We start from the raw sequence: 16,774 nt of genomic DNA, 5'->3' as shown, positions 1-16,774 counted from the left end.
TATTAAACATTCCCTTCTACAAAACTTAATGTTTTTAAAACAGCTATAAAATCAGCTATAAAATCTTGCTGAACATAATAGATTTTGCAATACTTTAACTTTTCTGGAATAGAAAATAAATATACTTGCTCCATTTCTACAGTTGGTAAAAAATCTGACAGCATAATTTGAAATAAAGAACATTTATTATTATTGTCTAGTTGGATAATGGCATAAGTAGGATTGTACCCATTAGCTGTAAGAACTGCCAGCCTAGATTTATAAAGATAAGAATTTACTCTTTGGCCTTGCCAGTCACTCCCTACTCTTCTAGCAACATAATATTCTTTCATATCACCTAACGGTGGATATGAAAGAATATAATACAATTCTCCTTCTTTCAAATTTCCATTATTCTTAACCTTTATAAAACCGTTTTTTGTTGGTTCAAAGTATTCTTCTTTGAATAACTCAATCTTTTTTTTAGATTCTTTAAAAAGCAGCAACCATTCTGCCATGTCAAGATCAAATCTATAATCTTTCAGTTCTATTGGATTTTCTATGGTTCTTTCAACATTCAAAGCTAGGCCAAGATTATTTACTTCTCCAGTTTTAACTCTAAGCTCACCTACTCTAAGTATCGAGCGGGAAGCAGGCAACTGTATATGTCGAACAGATAATACTGAATAATATCCTGAACCCAAATTCGATATTTCCCCACATTTTTCAAGGTATCGCAGCACTTGCAGTACCTTAGATTTATCTTGTTCAAAAAAGGACTCATATACTGGGTTATTATTTATCTTTCTTTCTAGGATTGTTCGAAATGATTTAATATGTGCTCGTTCTCGTCCCCTTTCTTCGGATTTAAACAAAATAAGGCTCTTCGTAAAGTTAGAGAGAGCATTCAATTCTGATGAATAATGCCAAACTTCTGCATTATTCATTTAAGTCTTCCCTTAATCCAGTTAATAGAAATGGGAAATACCTCATCGACTTTTCTGTTTTCCCTTGAACCTGATTTACATAGACTAGTTTTTTTAATGAATTTTTCAACTCTTTTTCTATATTCTCATTCTCTATCTCTAGCTCCTCAGAATTCCCAATCGCTTCTATTAGATTTTCCAAGGATTCTTCAAAACCTGAGATTGGTTGAATATATTCTTCTAGAATTTCGCTATCAATTTGACCATGCTTCAGTGGATTATTACTTTCAAAAGGACTTGGTGAAAAAGCTTTATGAGATATATCTAAAATTAAATAACTTTTCATTTGCTCTAATATAAACCTACTCTCTTCAAATGAATCAAAAGTGAAAATAACCTTATTGTTATTATTCTGTAGTTCATACGCCTTTATAAACCCTGTTAAATTTAAAGATGCGGAAGATACATGTACATTATGTATATTTGTAAAGTTTAAGTAAGACATTTGTTTATTATTAATTTCATCCAACACATTTAAGTTGAAATTTTCCGTGTCTGGAATAACCGTCTCACTGTACTGAGCTGAAAATGTCTTCTGAATAATATTTGCTAATATAAATGAAGATTCTCCTACTAAAAAAAGCGGTTGGTTGAATTTTATTGCCATTAAACAATAATCGAAAATTATATTTTCGACATCTCGTTCTCCAAATTGCTTCAGATTATGTTTAAAATCTTTTTTAAGAATTTCTACATCTTTATGCACTTTAAGTTCTTCGCTAGAATCTTTCTTTGTAATAAAAGTAGTAACTTGTTTATTTTTATGGTTAGAGACATTCAGATTTACAAGTTGTTGGAAGTATTGCTTTAAAACTTCCTCTTCCATTGATTCTTTTTTAGAAATCATAAATTGGCTATAGGTTTCTAGCTCATTTTTCAGTTGTTCTAGTTTCTTACGCTGAGTGCTAATACTATTTTTTATTTCACTGCTTTCCGACTTCAAATTTTCATTTTCACTAAACAGCAATTTATTTTCATTCTGGAATTTTTCATATTCTTGCTGAAATTGCTCTTCTTTACTCTTTCTAATTTCACTTTTAAATGAAGGTAATGATAACAGTTCTGTGGAATAATCTTTGTAACTATCTGCATCTATTTCCGGTGAAATTTCTCGTAAAAGCTCTACTGCCTCTTCTAATCTCGAAATGTTATAGCTTTCTGAATATGCTATGTTTTTTAACCAATCATTTATTCCTCTTGATACTCGTCTAGTAATATCACCGAATTCTTCATATCCTCTTATAAAACGAATTGCTTCACGTATAATATATTCATCTGGCGCTATATCCAGATTGCCAACATTTTCATTTTGATTGGGGTAATTTAGAGAAAACTTTCTTTCTATACCATCAAACTCATCAAAATAAGTAGTAATTCCCATTTGCCCATTAATATTTGAGTATACAGGAAGAAAATATCTATCAATCTCGAAGTCATTTACCAAATGAACATATTGCTTATCGTGATCATATTCACTTCTAAATGGGCCGAGTAAGTAATTATCAGATGTTCGAAGTAGAATCTCGGGTAACATTTCTACCTTATTAGAAAAACCAAAACGAATTATTTTTATAATCTCATGGGTTTCACTTTCATAACTCTCTTCCAAGTCATAAATTTCAAGTAAAGAGCTATTACTCTTAGCTCGCTTCACAGTATAGTAGTTGCTACTTTCAAGCTCTTTATAATATTTAATACTTGGTTCTAGTTCATATAGCATAAAGTTTCCAACAGTAACTTTTTGAAAAATATTCGGCGTGAAAATTTTCCCGTTATTAGGGAACAACTCTGTTTTACTTTCTTCAGTAATCATTACCAACCTATTCTCTTTAAGCTCAGCCACCGGTGTAACAACAACATAGTCAAAAGCATTAAAGTTTTTACATAATACAATCATTGTAGACCCCCTCCTCTTAAAATTTTTATCATTTCTTTCGGTAATTTATTGTAGTGTTTTAAAAGATGTGCAATGTAAATTGGTTTTTGAGGTAAATCAGAACTTTTTAGCCACTTTAACAGACTAGTATACTCACTGTTTTTCACTACAAGATATTGATTGGAAGAAAGTATTAATTCCCAGTCTAATTGTCCATTTATATTCGATTTCTTTGTACGATATATTGTCCCAATAAACGGAAAATGCAAAGCTTCCGGAACCTTTCCTTCAAAGTTTTTTACCCAAAATGGATATTCATTTTTTAAAAACACTTGGAAATCACTTTTTGATTCAATAGATAACCTCTTACTAAGTTGAAGAGCAGCAATATTTTTCGCTTCCCCTTTGTTAAGAATATTCATTGCATATTTTGAGGTTAGTAGTATTTCTTTGACTCGCATTACCCTGAGTTCATTACAAATAACATGATTCAAGTGAAAATCATAAGCTCTATTCACTTCTAACTCGACTTCCGCATGTCCATTCTCATCAACTAGCAAAAATTCCTTTTCGCCTGTTGCATTTAAATATACTATTCGATCTTTTATTGAGGAGGGGGTTACTTTTAATATGACTTTTTCCGTCTCCACTAACGTTGAATATTCGCTGTACTGAAAACAGTTAGGATAAATTAAATCAATCCATTTCCTATTCGGCACAATGGTATAATTTGTATCCTTCTCAAACCAATTAATGAGTTGATCAGTTAGATTTTCTAGAAATAAATGATACATATAAATCCCGTTTTTTATTGCATCATTCTTTAAAATCAAATCACTATGTATATTTAATGGACCTAATGAGAGTAAAAAGAACTCGTCTGATAAATTGGTTTTCAAATATGAAATATTAATAAATTCACCACTACTTTTTTTGAATAGTAAGGTCTTATTTGAAAAAAGCTGTATTTTATCTACAATTTCATATTCTAATAGTCGTGCTTTTCTTTCATTAATAAACTCAATATTATATTCCTTTTCAGGGGTTACATCTAAATACCGTTTTAGGTTTCTACTACCTAAATCTGTACTATATATACTATTATTTTGTACTTGTATAGAGAAATATAGATTATCAATATCCATTCTGACAAAAGCGCTTCTATCCAGAGATGGTAATTTAATTTTGATATTTAAAGATTCATCAATTACAAATCGAATTTTATTCTCATAACTTTGTTCATCCATTAGGACTCCATAGTCTGACTCATTAGACAAATATAATTCACATTCAATTAATTCTGCTTCTCCTTTTTTAGTGAAATGTCTATAGTAATGAATATTCTTTTCCCCTTTATTTGGAATTAAGGCTTCTGCACAATTCAAACAAAAATATTTTTGGCGTTTAACGGCATCTTGTACTTTCACATATTTCCCTTCATCGTCTAACGCGATATTAATTTTCGCCGTCAATTTCATACCTCCTTTATTTTTAGAAATATATTAAATCAAAGACTTTCGTGAACTCACCGCTTTAGATATATATATTTAATTCCCTCGAAAATGGGCAGCCCGCTAAAACCATCCCTAATCCAGACTAAAAAGTAGTGAAATTATCATAATAGTGTACTCTCTAGATTTTTTTATATTTAAACATGAATGAAAAGAACAACAACTTTCATTTGCTCAATTTGGTGAAAATTTTCTCAAACAATACCCGTTAGCAAACGATATCAAGACGGTCACAATTTCGTTTTGATTTTCAACTTTGCTCCTCCCCGAATAAAACATCCGGTAAATGTTGGGATATTTATATCAATATTGTACCATTATTACAATAAAGTTAAAAAGGAATTTCCAGGAAAACATTCGGTATGTTGAAGCACTCAAAATGTTTCTACACCCGGTGCAATTCATAAAGTCATTAGCACACCTATGCAGTCTGATCCATTTGCGCAAATAAAAAGAACCAGATTTAATTTCAGCCCTCTCAAACTGATACTTGAGCTAATTCAGTATTAGATGATTCGTCTGTGATTAAGTAATGTACGGTCGTATCTAATGCTTTCGCGAGTTCTCCAAGCATTCTTAACGTTACTTTTGAATTTCCAGCGTTAATACGTGAAATCGTACTTTGTGCAGTACGTGTACGTTTTGCTAGCTTACTTTGTGTTTTCCCTAAGTTTTTCCTTCTTTTAAGAATATTTCGTACTAACAAATACTCAAGCTTTGTTTCTTCCCATGCTTCCGAGAATTCAGAATCTTCTAATCGTTTTTTTAAAATCACTCGTAGCGACGCGTCTCCTTTTATATTTTATTTTTTTATTCCTCTTTTTCTTTTCTTAGTTTTTCTCTTTGTAAATAGTCATCTTTATATTTCCTCGCCTTTATTATTTCTTTAAGAGGTGTCTTTTGTGTTTTTTCGTAAATCCATGCGTTAAATTGAACTTCCCATGCTGTTGTAGATGCACCTGGTGCAAGTTTTTTTAAGTTACATATCTTCAACAAACTCTTTCAGCATCGCCCTCTCATCAAGAAACCATTTTTTCTTTAATTGCGGAGAATGATATGGATTATCGCTATGAAGATATGGTTGTGAAATGATGCTTTTAGCAACTTTAGCCTTATAAATTTGATTAAGGGTTTCTAGTGGCGCCGGATATTCGAAGTATAAATTTAATACAGGGTGTGGATTTTCATTTCTCCAATTTGCAAATTCTTGAGAAAAGTTCTTGTGTTCTGGCATTTTTATCTGTTGAAATATCTCTGCAGGCAATAAGTTTTTTGCCAAGCAATAAAGACCATGTGCAGGTACACATAGCTGTTTCAATGGCTTACTGAAATCTGCCCGCATGTATCCTGCACACATATTTTGTAAATTCTCCCCCATTCCCTCAATATCTTCATTGTGTAATGAAAGAATAAATGCAACGCCCGAACGCTCCCATTGCGGTTTCTTTGTGCCAACAAACTTTTCGGCAGCAGAGAGTGCTTTTGGCAGCAACTTTTCATCTTTATACCATATTGCCATTAAGAGATTGCTCATCACAACATAAAACGGGTAGCCATTTTTAGTAAAACCGAGTTCATGTGGAAGAATGCGCTCCATCGTTTCGTTATCCCCACAAGCGAACGCATCTAAAATATGTAACAGATTTGCACAATGATCATACCCTCCTTCACATCCCGGAAGTAAGTTATAACGCATTTTTTGGAAAATTAAATCATTCCACTTTTGCCAATCTTGATGAGAAATGCACTCATTTAACCATCTATCGTAGTCGGTTTTTAATAGTCCATACGATATCGATCTTACCATTACCTCTAACACTCCATAGCCTTGAGCCGCTCTTTCTTTTGCCTTATTTACTATTTCCTCATAATTTACCCTACACTGCTCGATGTAGTGGTTGTTATCCATCTCCATTAAACTTCACGATCCCCAATCATTTTTATTATTTCGTTTCAAAGCAAGTTTTTATAAATTTTCTTCTACTTGAATGATTTCACTCAAAGTTAATTTACCATATTCTCTCTTTTCCTACTATATACACAAAAGCCCTATGTTCAATTTTCTCACATAGGACTTCCCTAACCTGACAACACTCAATGGATTTTTATAAATTGTAGTATATTTTCAGAATTATTTGTGCACCCGGTGTAGTTTAATAATTATTTGCAGAAGAGCGTTAATTGCCAAAATACATCGGTTATTAGCCAAAAAGACGCTGTTATTAGCCAATCCACATGTTACTAGCCGCTTTACTAGCCATTACCTCATCGATACTAGCCACATTCCAAGCATTACTAGCCAATATACGTCGGTTACTAGCCAAAATGATGCTGTTACTAGCCAATCCGCGTTTTACTAGCCAAATCACCTCATTTATTAGCCAATTTCGCCGCCATTCAAAAAGTTTCCGATGTATATTATTCCAAACTAACGCAAAACATCAATTTATTAATCCCTCCATAACGACCGCACATACTGCAAAACCGCGTAAATTTATTACAAAAACAGATTTTGGTGTTGACCCTTTTCTAATCAAAAAAACCTCCCAACAAATTTAATTGTCAGAAGGTAAAAAATTTATATTTTTTAGATCATTCTATTCCCTGTTCTATTCCACCAACACCTGTTAAAACAAATTAAGCCTTAACAGATGTACCTAAAATATCATTCTCTTCAAGGAATTTCGTGTTGAATTTCGCTGATTTGAACACGTCATTGTTCATTAAAGCTTGGTGGAAAGGAATTGTTGTGTGAATTCCTGGTCCAGCTACTTCAAATTCTGATAATGCGCGGTTCATTTTAGCGATTGCTTCTGCACGTGTATCTGCATGAACAATTAGTTTCGCAACCATTGAATCATAGTAAGGTGGGATTGTATAACCCGCATAAACAGCAGAATCAACACGTACACCGTAACCACCTGGTACTACGTAAGTATCTACTGTACCAGCTGAAGGCATAAAGTTTTTATATGCATTTTCAGCATTGATACGGCATTCAATAGCCCATCCATTAATTCTGATATCTTCTTGTTGGAATGGTAGCTTAGCGCCTCCAGCAATTTTTAATTGTTGTTGTACTAAGTCAACACCCGTAATCATTTCAGTAATCGTATGTTCAACTTGGATACGTGTGTTCATTTCCATGAAGTAGAATTTATCTGCTTGGTAATCATAGATAAATTCGATTGTACCCGCGCCTTCATAGTTACAAGCTTGTGCCGCTTTAACCGCAGCTTCACCCATCTCTGCACGACGCTCTTCAGATAAAGCTGGTGATGGCGCTTCTTCAACAAGTTTTTGCATACGGCGTTGAACCGTACAGTCACGCTCACCAAGGTGAACAACATTGCCGTGACCATCTGCAAGCACTTGGATTTCACAGTGACGGAAATACTCGATAAATTTTTCTAAGTATACGCCTGGGTTACCGAATGCCGCAGCCGCTTCTTTTTGTGTAATGTCGATGCCTTTAATAAGCTCTTCTTCAGAACGCGCTACACGAATCCCTTTACCGCCACCACCAGCAGTTGCTTTAATGATGACTGGGTAACCGATTTTAGCAGCCCATTCTTTACCCGTTTCGATATCAGGTACAATCCCTGTGCCTGGTACTAAAGGAACGTTTGCCGCTTCCATTGTGTCACGTGCAACGTCTTTAATCCCCATGATCTTAATCGCATCAGAAGAAGGACCGATAAATTTGATGCCTGCATTTTCACATGCTTCTGCAAATGCAGCATTCTCAGCTAAGAAACCATAGCCTGGGTGGATCCCGTCAACGCCTGTTTTTTGCGCAACGCCTAAAACAGCTGGGAAACTTAAGTAAGAATCTTTTGATAGTTTAGGACCAATGCAATAAGCCTCGTCCGCTAATTTTACGTGTAATGCATCTGCATCTGCTTCAGAATAGACAGCTACAGTTTGAATACCTAGTTCCTTACAAGCGCGAATAATACGCACTGCAATTTCACCACGGTTTGCAATTAATACTTTTTTCATCGGTGTCAGCACTCCTTATTCAGCTTTTACTAGGAATAGAGGTTGACCATATTCTACTAATTGGCCATCTTTAACTAAAACTTCTACAATTTCACCTTTAATCTCAGCTTCAATCTCATTGAATAATTTCATCGCTTCAACGATACATACAATTGACTCGTCGCCTACTTTATCGCCCACTTTAACAAATGCAGGTGATTCTGGGTTTGGAGATTGATAGAATGTCCCAACCATTGGTGAAGTGATTTTGTGTAAATCCGTTGTTTCAGCTACTGGTGCTGCTACCTCAACTGGTGCTTCCACTTTTGGCGCTGCTACTGGTACTGCTGCTACTGCTACTGGAGCCGGTGCTGCTGCTTGTTTAGGTGCTACTACTTCTGTAACGCCGCTATTTTTTTTAAGTTTAACTTTTGCCCCATCTGCTTCATAAACAAATTCATCAATAGATGATGCATCTACTAATTTAATAATTTCTCTAATTTCTTGAACTTTGAACATTCTGAACTCTCCCTTTAAACAAAAATAATAATAACACAATTTCTATTTTATAATTTTTTGAATACTTTTGAAATACATTCTTGAAAAATTATTAAAAAATCACATAAAATAGAGGATAACTGTGTTAAAACAAACAACTTAATATTATCTGCTCTATAACACAGTCACCTTTTCATGCATTACTATTTATATTTTCTCAATAAAACGGTTTAATGTCCACCGTTACTATTACATTTTCGTCTACTTCAGTTTTAATTAGGTGCACAATTTCATTCGCCTGTGCTTTTGAATTTTCATCTGACATTACAGTAACCGCTACTTTTTCATCTTCAATGCGCACTAATGCGTCGTCATAGCCGAATGATTTGACAAGCATTTCTAGCGTCGCCTCTGTTGACTCTCGATTAATGAGTTGCTCCATTTCATCAAATGCCGCGCTTTTTTCTTCTGCAGTATATTCTGAAGAAGCCGTTTTTAATGTTAACTGTTCGCGTAATTGGCTTCTTTTATTGCTTACTTCCAAGCGCATCTCTTGGAATAGATCACTTTCTGAGTTTACTGTTTTTGTAATGTCTGGAGTAACCCCTAAAATATCCGTTTCATCTAACGCACTATCTGTAAAAATAGTCAGCATATTTCCTGTTTTATTACCATCTACGGCATAATACACACCAATTACCGCCACTAAACTAAATAATGTTAAAAACCACACTGTACGTTTTTTTACCTTCATTTTTCTTCCTCCTTAATTTGCATAGGGACAATTTGAATGCGATGCGCTGGTATTTGCAAGGTTGTACTGACTGTCGTTTTCAATAAACTTTTCACAGTTGATTGATGCGCACCTTCCGCAACAATTATGACCCCTGTCATTTTTTGCCCTTTGGAGAGCGTTAAGAAATTGCCGCTTTCTGTTTCTTGCTCATAATGAAAATACACTTGAACTTGTCCTACAGCATCCATTTCACTCAAAATTTGTGCCAACTGCTGTTCATCCGTCAATCGCTGTTGTCCTTTATTTGTTGAATTCAATGTGAACATAAATATTACTACGATTACGACGACGCTCCCAATTAGTAAAAGAGGACGATTCGCTTGTTTTTTATCCACATGTGTGCGTAATGCGCCCCCCTTTTCATTTTTTCATCTCAATGTATGAGAACTTTTGATACTTTATGCAAAGAGGGACAAGAATAAATGAGAGACTGAAATATAAAGTGCTAGTTTTACATACACTTGCCACTCCTTTTCCTCTACAAAAAATAATAGGCTACTCCCGAGCAAAACAATCAAAAGTATATCAATCATGTGTTCCCTCCAAACGAAAGCTGCATTAAAACGATACATAGCATCACAATAAAAATAATCGAAAAACCGAGTAACAATGCGACCGCACAGAGCACCATCAACGTTTTACCTACATCATCAAACAGACTGCTAATCCGCGTATTCGAAAAAGGTTCCACGAGCGCCCCAATGAATTTAAACATAAGCGCATGAAGTAAAAGCGTCATCGCCGGGTAAAACGCCGCGCTCCACACAACGGCCAAAAAGCCAATCCCGAAAACGGTCGATATGGTCGATTGCGTTTTTTGAAATAATGACAACCCTTCTACAATTAAATTGCCAATGAGTGGTATATTTTGTTCTACTAATTTTTTTATAGGAGATTTCACCGCATCATTTAGTTGAAAAAAGGCCACTCCTGAAAAAGATAATATTGACGTGAGTGCTAAAACGGAAGCGACAATAATGCTTAAAGCAGAAGACCGGATGAGATCAGCCGCTTTTGCAAAGGAAATTGCTGGATAAATTTTTGTACAAACATCCAAAACTAATGCAATCAACAGTGATGGAATTAACAGTTTTGTACAAATAAATAGTAAAAAATGAATCACCATAATGATGACAGGATTCCAAGCAATAAAAGTAAAAATGGTTGAAACCGCGACAAGCATGGTCGAAATAATCGGAATCATTAGGATAAAAAAGCTTTGAAGTACCGTGATCAGTTCACTTAGGACGAGAAATGCATCCATTATTTTTTGTGCGAACATCGCGATAAAGAGGAGTATAAATAATTGTTCGATAATCGCCGTATGCTGTGGTAGGACGGCAATTAGTAGTAAATAGAGTAGAATATAGAGGACTGTGAACGAGATTGCTGTAAGAATCGACTGAATCGGTTGCGAAAACATTGATAGGAAATAATCCATTATTGTAACCTTTCTAGCAATTCCAGTACGGATTTAAACGCTGGCTGCAATTCATTAAACCAATACCCAACTAAAGTTAATCGAATAGACAATTTCACAACGAAAGTAAATGCATCATATTCCATTTGCTCTAATAGTTCACAAATCAAATCACTTAAAATTAATAAAAATGCGGTAAATAAAAGTCCTTTTGTATACGGGGCTTGCCTAAACGTTTCCTCTAGCAGTTGCCAAAATGGAATTAACTGTCGCCGAATAATAAATTGAACAAATATAAAAAAAAAGACGATGAGAATAATCGCATGAAGCCTGTCCATAGATTGTTTAATCAGCTGAAGGAGCAATATAATGATGACACTTGCAAATAATATACTCATTTAACCTAAGACGGATAACCATTGAAAGAATACGACGATTTCATTAAAAAACAACCGTAAAAATCGTATTAATTCTACTGTTATATAAAGATACGCCACAAAGAATAAAAAAAACGAAAACTCTTTTTTCCCTAGCTGTTCAAAGAATATATGAAGAAGTGCTATAACTAAACCTACTCCTGCTACTCGAAGCACATCTTGCAATTCCAAAAAAGCCCTCCCCCCTTACCGAAACTATATGCAGGACGAATGAATTTAAGCACTTGAGATAGTTGCTTGATGCCATCAAATTCTCTTATACATATTTTTTTGGACGAGCTAGCTTTCGTATATGCGGCGCAATTTGATTAGTTGAGGATTGATTCATTGAAAATAATTACAAGAAAAGACGCAGAAAGGATATCTCCACTTCTGCGCCCTATATAATCAATTTAACTTGTTGGTGTTAACTCTTCAATAATCTCTTGAACAGAAGCAGCTTTCGCTAAATAACTATTTTCACCCATCCATAACGATAAATATTGTGGCTTATTTTGCTTAGCACTTTCCTTGCGAATAGCTAGCGTTAAATAATGCTGGACTGGATAAGGTGCGACAACCGAGTCCTTTAGCTTTTCTGTAAATTCATTTTTTAAGCCGCGTGCATATTTACCAGTAAAAGCTTTTGTCAAAGTAGTTGCCTTTTGTTCCGACTCCAACACCGCTTTTTTATGCGCATCGCTTATTTCACACTCATGTGCCGTTAATAAAGCTGTGCCAATTTGAACCGCTGTTGCGCCTAATTCCAGCATCTCTTTTACTTGCGCAGCCGTCATAATTCCACCTGCTGCGATGCAATTAATAGATATATTCCCCCGCACATCTTGCAGCAATTGTTTTGTCGGAATCAATTCAATCGGATCTGTAAACGAGCCACGATGTCCACCCGCTTCACTTCCTTGAACAACGACTGCATCAAAGCCTGCATTTTCAACTGCCACGGCTTCTTCCACCGTCGTCGCTGTCCCAATCAAATAAACGCCATGTGCTTTCAATTTAGAAATCGTTTTTTCATTTGGTAGACCGAATGTAAACGAACAAATTTTTACATCTTCATCGATAATAGCTTGTACTTGTCCATCAAATACTTCCGCGGAAACAACGCGCTGTGTATTGGATACACCGAGCTCCTCATAAAATGGTTGCAATGCGACACGTGCATCTTGCAATACCCCAATATCAATTCTTGGTTCTTCTTGGACAAATAAATTTACACAGAACGGCTTATCTGTAATTGCTTTCACTTGCTGAATGAATTCTTTCGTTTCAGCACCATTTAAATAGCCTGCTCCAATCGCCCCTAATATGCCCGCTTCACAACATGCTGCTACAAATTTTGGGGACGTCACACCTGCCATCGGTGCTTGAATCATTGGTTTTCTTAAGGCGAAATTTTGCATCATCAAACTCACTCCTTTGCTTGATTATACTTTATTTCCAGTCTACTTTCACCATAAAATGTAATATTCTCCTCGAAACTTGAGAAGTCAAAAAAAGACAGACAATCGAAAATAATTGTCTGCCTTAATTATGAATTAAGCTCGTGAAACGTATGAGCCTTCAGTTGTGTTGATGATTAATTTGTCGCCTTGGTTTACGAAGAATGGTACGTTTACCATTACACCCGTTTGCATTTTTGCTGGTTTTGAACCGCCAGAAGCTGTATCGCCTTTAATACCTGGCTCTGTTTCTGCTACTTCAAGGACAACCGTGTTTGGTAATTCAAGACCTAACATTTCACCTTGGAAAGTTTGGATGTGAATTTCCATGTTTTCTAATAAGTATAATAACTCATCTTTAATTTGTGCTTCCGCTAAAGTCGTTTGATCATAAGACTCCATGTCCATGAACACATGCTCGTCACCTTGTGCATATAAATATTGCATTTTGCGGTTTTCGATCATTGCTTTTTCTACTTTTTCACCCGCGCGGAACGTTTTTTCTTGTACGTTTCCGTTACGTAGGTTACGTAATTTTGAACGTACGAAAGCAGCACCTTTACCTGGTTTTACGTGTTGGAATTCTAGTACGCGGTATAAGTTGCCGTCAACGACAATCGTTAAACCCGTACGGAAATCGTTTACTGAGATCATGAGTTTTTTCCTCCAAATTATAAAATGATTAATTGCTTTGTCGAATGCGTTAGTACTTCATTACCCGTTTTAGTGATTAAAATATCGTCCTCAATTCGAACGCCACCAATTCCAGGTAAATAGACACCAGGCTCAATTGTTACCGTCATATTCGGCTCTAAAACCGTTTCTGAGCGGAATGATAATCCAGGTCCTTCATGCACTTCTAAGCCGATTCCGTGACCAGTTGAGTGGCCAAATGCTTCGCCGTAACCATTTGCTGTTAAATAATCACGAGCTATCGCGTCTGCCGCAATACCTGTCATGCCTGGACCTACTTTTTCAAGTGCTAATAACTGTGAAGCTAATACAACATTGTACATCTCCACTAATTTATCTGAAGGTTGCCCTACTGCAATTGTGCGCGTAATATCTGAAATGTATCCGTTATAGTATGCACCAAAATCAAGCGTTACAAAATCACCTTGTTCGATAATTTTATCTGTTGCGACACCATGTGGTAACGCTGATCGTAAACCACTTGCTACGATAATATCAAAAGATGAGCTTGTCGCACCTTGTTTACGCATGAAAAATTCTAATTCATTCGATACATCAAGCTCTGTTTGACCAGGCTTAATAAAGTTTAATATATGTGTAAATGCATTATCTGCAATTTCACATGCAACCTTAATAATATTAATCTCTTCAGGTGTCTTAATCAAGCGAATTTTTTCAATTAACCCTGAAAGTGGAACAAAATCTACTTTTACTGTCTTTTTATACACTTCATACAACCCATAAAGAAGTGCATCCTTCTCAAATCCAAGCGTTTTGATGCCCATTAATGCCACTTGTTTACCCACTTCTTCAAAAATCGTTCCTTTATGTTGAACGATACGGAAATCTGTAATTTGTGCCTCCGCTTGTTCGGTATAACGGAAGTCTGTAATAAATACCGCGTCATTTTGCGAAACAATCGCAACACCAGCCGTACCTGTAAAACCCGTCATGTAACGGCGGTTATAGTCATTCGTAATTAATAATGCATCTACACCATTATCTAGTAATGCTTGGCGTAATTTTGCTAGTTTCAAGTTATTTCCCCCCCACTTATCTTTGTAAAAACTTACGCATTGCGAGCTCATAACCAAATGTGCCAAGACCACAAATTTGACCGATACATTCTGCGGCTAATTTGGATTCATGACGAAATGCTTCGCGTGCATGAATATTAGAAATATGTACTTCAATTACAGGAACATCTATTGCGGCAATGGCATCTCGCAGCGCAATAGATGTATGTGTATATGCTCCAGGGTTAAAAATAATACCATCACAACCACGATCCGCAGCATCGTGAAGCCAATCAATTAACACACCTTCATGATTGGATTGGTGAAATTCAATTGTTGTATCAAAATTAGCTGCTAATGCCTCACATTTTGCTTGGACATCTGCTAATGTTTCAGAGCCATAAATTTCTGGTTCACGCTTGCCTAATCGATTTAAGTTTGGACCATTCAATATTACCAATTTCATCATGAATTCCCCTTTTTTCGTTACTCCCCCTATTTTATCACAGACTTTTCAGACATCAATACTTTCGACTGCTCCGACAATTGGAAGCGGTAATATTGGGCGGTTTCTGTTAAGACGCGTAGCCCGATAATGACGATGACGATAAAAGGAATTGATAATTTTTTAATGGACTCCAATTCCATCGGCAAATGTAAAATTCGGAACTCCAATAAAATCGCGAAAATCAAACCGGCAATGAGTGAAAAAGCAAATGGAGATTTTCCGATGATTGTGCGCGCTAAAAAATAAACGAGACAAACAAGGACAAACACACCAATAAAGAAGATGAGCCACCTTTCAAACACATTCGGTTGAAAAGCCTCCCATTTTTTCATAAAGCTAACCGGGCTCCATTTAATCATATGAAACAAATGGAGCAACTTTAAACTACCTACAAAATAAATGGTTACAGCTAGTGCTGTATAAATAATCGACATTGCGCATGCACCTCTTTCTCGTTTAAGTTTCACCAAACGAAAAATTTCCTATACCTTTACGTAGTGCTTTTTCATAAAATCTAGTACAATAATAAAATCAATAGTTAGAATCTATTTACAGAGAGTGGTGTACTGCAAGTGAGTAATAATGCGCTGGTATACGGGGGGCAAGCACTTCTTGAAGGTGTCATGTTCGCTGGGCAAGATCATATGGTAACAGCGGTTCGTCGAAATGACGATACCATTGATTATTTCCATATTAAAAAAGAGAAAAAACCGATTTATCAAAAGCTAAAAAAAATACCTTTTGTACGTGGTGTCGTTGCCTTAATCGAATCGGCTAGCTTCGGTTCACGTCACCTCCAATTTGCATCAGATCGCTACGATGTCGATCCAGGCGAAGAAAACTTAGAAGAAGGTGAAGAGCCTTCTAAGTTAATGATGATTTTAGGCGTTGCACTCATTGGGGTTTTAACATTTTTATTTAGTAAATTTGTTTTTACTTTAGTACCAATGTTTATGGCAGAATTATTTAAGCCATGGTTCCCAGGTAAAACGATCCAAATTTTAATCGAATCTGCCTTTAAGCTCATCTTATTACTTGCCTATTTACAAATTATTGCGATGACGCCTTTAATTAAGCGCGTATTCCAATATCACGGTGCCGAGCATAAAGTGATTAATTGTCACGAGTCCGGCATGGAATTAACAGTAGAAAACGTTCAAAAACAGTCTCGCTTACATTACCGATGTGGTTCTAGTTTTATTTTATTTACTGTTTTTGTCGGCATGTTTACATACTTCTTAGTGCCCGTTGATCCTTTATGGGTGCGTCTAGTAAGCCGTATTTTATTAATTCCAGTTGTCCTTGGTATTTCTTTTGAAGTATTACAAGCAACGAATGCAGTACGTAATGTGCCCGTGCTACGTTATTTAGGCTACCCTGGCTTATGGCTACAATTATTAACAACAAAAGAGCCAAAAGACGATATGGTTGAAGTAGCGATTGCTTCATTTAAAAAGCTACACGAAATCGAAAAAAATCCAGAAGTTGCTGCTACGTTAGCGCATGACTAATTGAATGATGAAAAAAGCGATGCATATTTTTGGGACTGACCCCAAAAATATAGACAAATAAAAAAAGCATCTTCGATTGAATTCGGGTTTAGATACCTAAAATTCAACTAGGGGGTGTTTTTT

General features: G+C 35.7%; 21 protein-coding genes. 1 reads left to right on the top strand and 20 read right to left on the bottom strand.

The genetic code is table 11. The features are described from left to right. Positions 1-2 precede the first annotated feature (2 nt). The 20 genes from ACQKIH_RS18130 to ACQKIH_RS18035 all read right to left on the bottom strand — a co-directional run bounded on the left by ACQKIH_RS18130 (position 3) and on the right by ACQKIH_RS18035 (position 15,574). The gene (locus ACQKIH_RS18130) at positions 3-926 is read right to left on the bottom strand and encodes a hypothetical protein (RefSeq protein ID WP_427768136.1); all 924 of its coding nucleotides are present in this window, start codon (positions 924-926) and stop codon (positions 3-5) included. Continuing rightward, on the bottom strand, positions 919-2,862 hold the full coding sequence (locus ACQKIH_RS18125) for a hypothetical protein (RefSeq protein ID WP_427768135.1): 1,944 nt from the start codon (positions 2,860-2,862) through the stop codon (positions 919-921). The genes ACQKIH_RS18130 and ACQKIH_RS18125 overlap by 8 nt, the downstream gene beginning before the upstream one ends. Continuing rightward, positions 2,859-4,313: a hypothetical protein gene (locus tag ACQKIH_RS18120; RefSeq protein ID WP_427768134.1), complete on the bottom strand. Its 1,455-nt coding sequence runs from the start codon at positions 4,311-4,313 to the stop codon at positions 2,859-2,861. Before ACQKIH_RS18120 ends, ACQKIH_RS18125 begins: the two co-directional genes overlap by 4 nt. Before the next feature lie 517 nt (positions 4,314-4,830). Next, positions 4,831-5,127: a helix-turn-helix domain-containing protein gene (locus ACQKIH_RS18115; RefSeq protein ID WP_427768133.1), complete on the bottom strand. Its 297-nt coding sequence runs from the start codon at positions 5,125-5,127 to the stop codon at positions 4,831-4,833. Positions 5,128-5,162: 35 nt separating this feature from the next. After that, a complete protein-coding gene (locus ACQKIH_RS18110) occupies positions 5,163-5,345 on the bottom strand; it encodes a hypothetical protein (RefSeq protein WP_427768132.1) in 183 nt (60 codons plus the stop codon). Further along, positions 5,332-6,267 (bottom strand): hypothetical protein, encoded by a 936-nt coding sequence (locus ACQKIH_RS18105; protein WP_427768131.1) that lies wholly within the window; start codon positions 6,265-6,267, stop codon positions 5,332-5,334. Before ACQKIH_RS18105 ends, ACQKIH_RS18110 begins: the two co-directional genes overlap by 14 nt. Before the next feature lie 307 nt (positions 6,268-6,574). Continuing rightward, complete coding sequence (locus tag ACQKIH_RS18100) at positions 6,575-6,721, bottom strand: hypothetical protein (protein ID WP_427768130.1); 147 nt, start codon at positions 6,719-6,721, stop codon at positions 6,575-6,577. A gap of 268 nt (positions 6,722-6,989) precedes the next feature. After that, entirely contained in the window at positions 6,990-8,354 is a 1,365-nt protein-coding gene (gene accC / locus ACQKIH_RS18095; protein ID WP_427768129.1) for an acetyl-CoA carboxylase biotin carboxylase subunit, read from the bottom strand. Positions 8,355-8,369: 15 nt separating this feature from the next. After that, positions 8,370-8,852, bottom strand: a complete 483-nt coding sequence (gene accB, locus ACQKIH_RS18090; protein WP_427768128.1) for an acetyl-CoA carboxylase biotin carboxyl carrier protein — start codon at positions 8,850-8,852, stop codon at positions 8,370-8,372. Positions 8,853-9,048: 196 nt separating this feature from the next. After that, positions 9,049-9,585, bottom strand: coding sequence for a SpoIIIAH-like family protein (locus ACQKIH_RS18085; RefSeq protein WP_057987761.1), 537 nt, complete (start codon positions 9,583-9,585; stop codon positions 9,049-9,051). Next, positions 9,582-9,962, bottom strand: coding sequence for a hypothetical protein (locus ACQKIH_RS18080; RefSeq protein ID WP_427768127.1), 381 nt, complete (start codon positions 9,960-9,962; stop codon positions 9,582-9,584). The genes ACQKIH_RS18085 and ACQKIH_RS18080 overlap by 4 nt, the downstream gene beginning before the upstream one ends. A gap of 63 nt (positions 9,963-10,025) precedes the next feature. Beyond that, positions 10,026-10,160 (bottom strand): hypothetical protein, encoded by a 135-nt coding sequence (locus ACQKIH_RS18075; RefSeq protein WP_256376287.1) that lies wholly within the window; start codon positions 10,158-10,160, stop codon positions 10,026-10,028. Next, positions 10,157-11,050 carry a stage III sporulation protein AE gene (locus ACQKIH_RS18070; RefSeq protein ID WP_427768126.1) on the bottom strand — a complete coding sequence of 298 codons (894 nt, stop codon included), beginning with the start codon at positions 11,048-11,050 and terminating at the stop codon, positions 10,157-10,159. The genes ACQKIH_RS18075 and ACQKIH_RS18070 overlap by 4 nt, the downstream gene beginning before the upstream one ends. Before the next feature lie 17 nt (positions 11,051-11,067). Then, a complete protein-coding gene (locus tag ACQKIH_RS18065; protein ID WP_427768125.1) occupies positions 11,068-11,445 on the bottom strand; it encodes a pyruvate formate-lyase in 378 nt (125 codons plus the stop codon). Continuing rightward, on the bottom strand, positions 11,446-11,655 hold the full coding sequence (locus tag ACQKIH_RS18060; RefSeq protein ID WP_057987753.1) for a stage III sporulation protein AC: 210 nt from the start codon (positions 11,653-11,655) through the stop codon (positions 11,446-11,448). Positions 11,656-11,876: 221 nt separating this feature from the next. After that, entirely contained in the window at positions 11,877-12,887 is a 1,011-nt protein-coding gene (locus ACQKIH_RS18055) for an NAD(P)H-dependent flavin oxidoreductase (protein ID WP_427768124.1), read from the bottom strand. Positions 12,888-13,019: 132 nt separating this feature from the next. Beyond that, positions 13,020-13,577: an elongation factor P gene (gene efp, locus ACQKIH_RS18050; protein WP_057987749.1), complete on the bottom strand. Its 558-nt coding sequence runs from the start codon at positions 13,575-13,577 to the stop codon at positions 13,020-13,022. A 17-nt stretch (positions 13,578-13,594) separates the two neighbouring features. Next, the gene (locus ACQKIH_RS18045) at positions 13,595-14,704 is read right to left on the bottom strand and encodes a M24 family metallopeptidase (protein ID WP_427768123.1); all 1,110 of its coding nucleotides are present in this window, start codon (positions 14,702-14,704) and stop codon (positions 13,595-13,597) included. After that, a complete protein-coding gene (aroQ, locus tag ACQKIH_RS18040) occupies positions 14,670-15,098 on the bottom strand; it encodes a type II 3-dehydroquinate dehydratase (RefSeq protein ID WP_057987747.1) in 429 nt (142 codons plus the stop codon). Before aroQ ends, ACQKIH_RS18045 begins: the two co-directional genes overlap by 35 nt. 29 nt (positions 15,099-15,127) lie before the next feature. After that, positions 15,128-15,574 carry a DNA helicase gene (locus ACQKIH_RS18035; RefSeq protein ID WP_427768122.1) on the bottom strand — a complete coding sequence of 149 codons (447 nt, stop codon included), beginning with the start codon at positions 15,572-15,574 and terminating at the stop codon, positions 15,128-15,130. 189 nt (positions 15,575-15,763) lie between these two features. Between ACQKIH_RS18035 and ACQKIH_RS18030 the strand changes: the two genes are divergently transcribed. After that, the gene (locus ACQKIH_RS18030) at positions 15,764-16,651 is read left to right on the top strand and encodes a DUF1385 domain-containing protein (protein ID WP_427768168.1); all 888 of its coding nucleotides are present in this window, start codon (positions 15,764-15,766) and stop codon (positions 16,649-16,651) included. The last annotated feature ends 123 nt before the right edge of the window (positions 16,652-16,774 follow it).

Origin of the sequence: Solibacillus cecembensis (assembly GCF_050272495.1) — a bacterium.
Classification (GTDB): domain Bacteria; phylum Bacillota; class Bacilli; order Bacillales_A; family Planococcaceae; genus Solibacillus; species Solibacillus cecembensis.
This window is presented reverse-complemented; position numbering and strand designations above follow the sequence as displayed.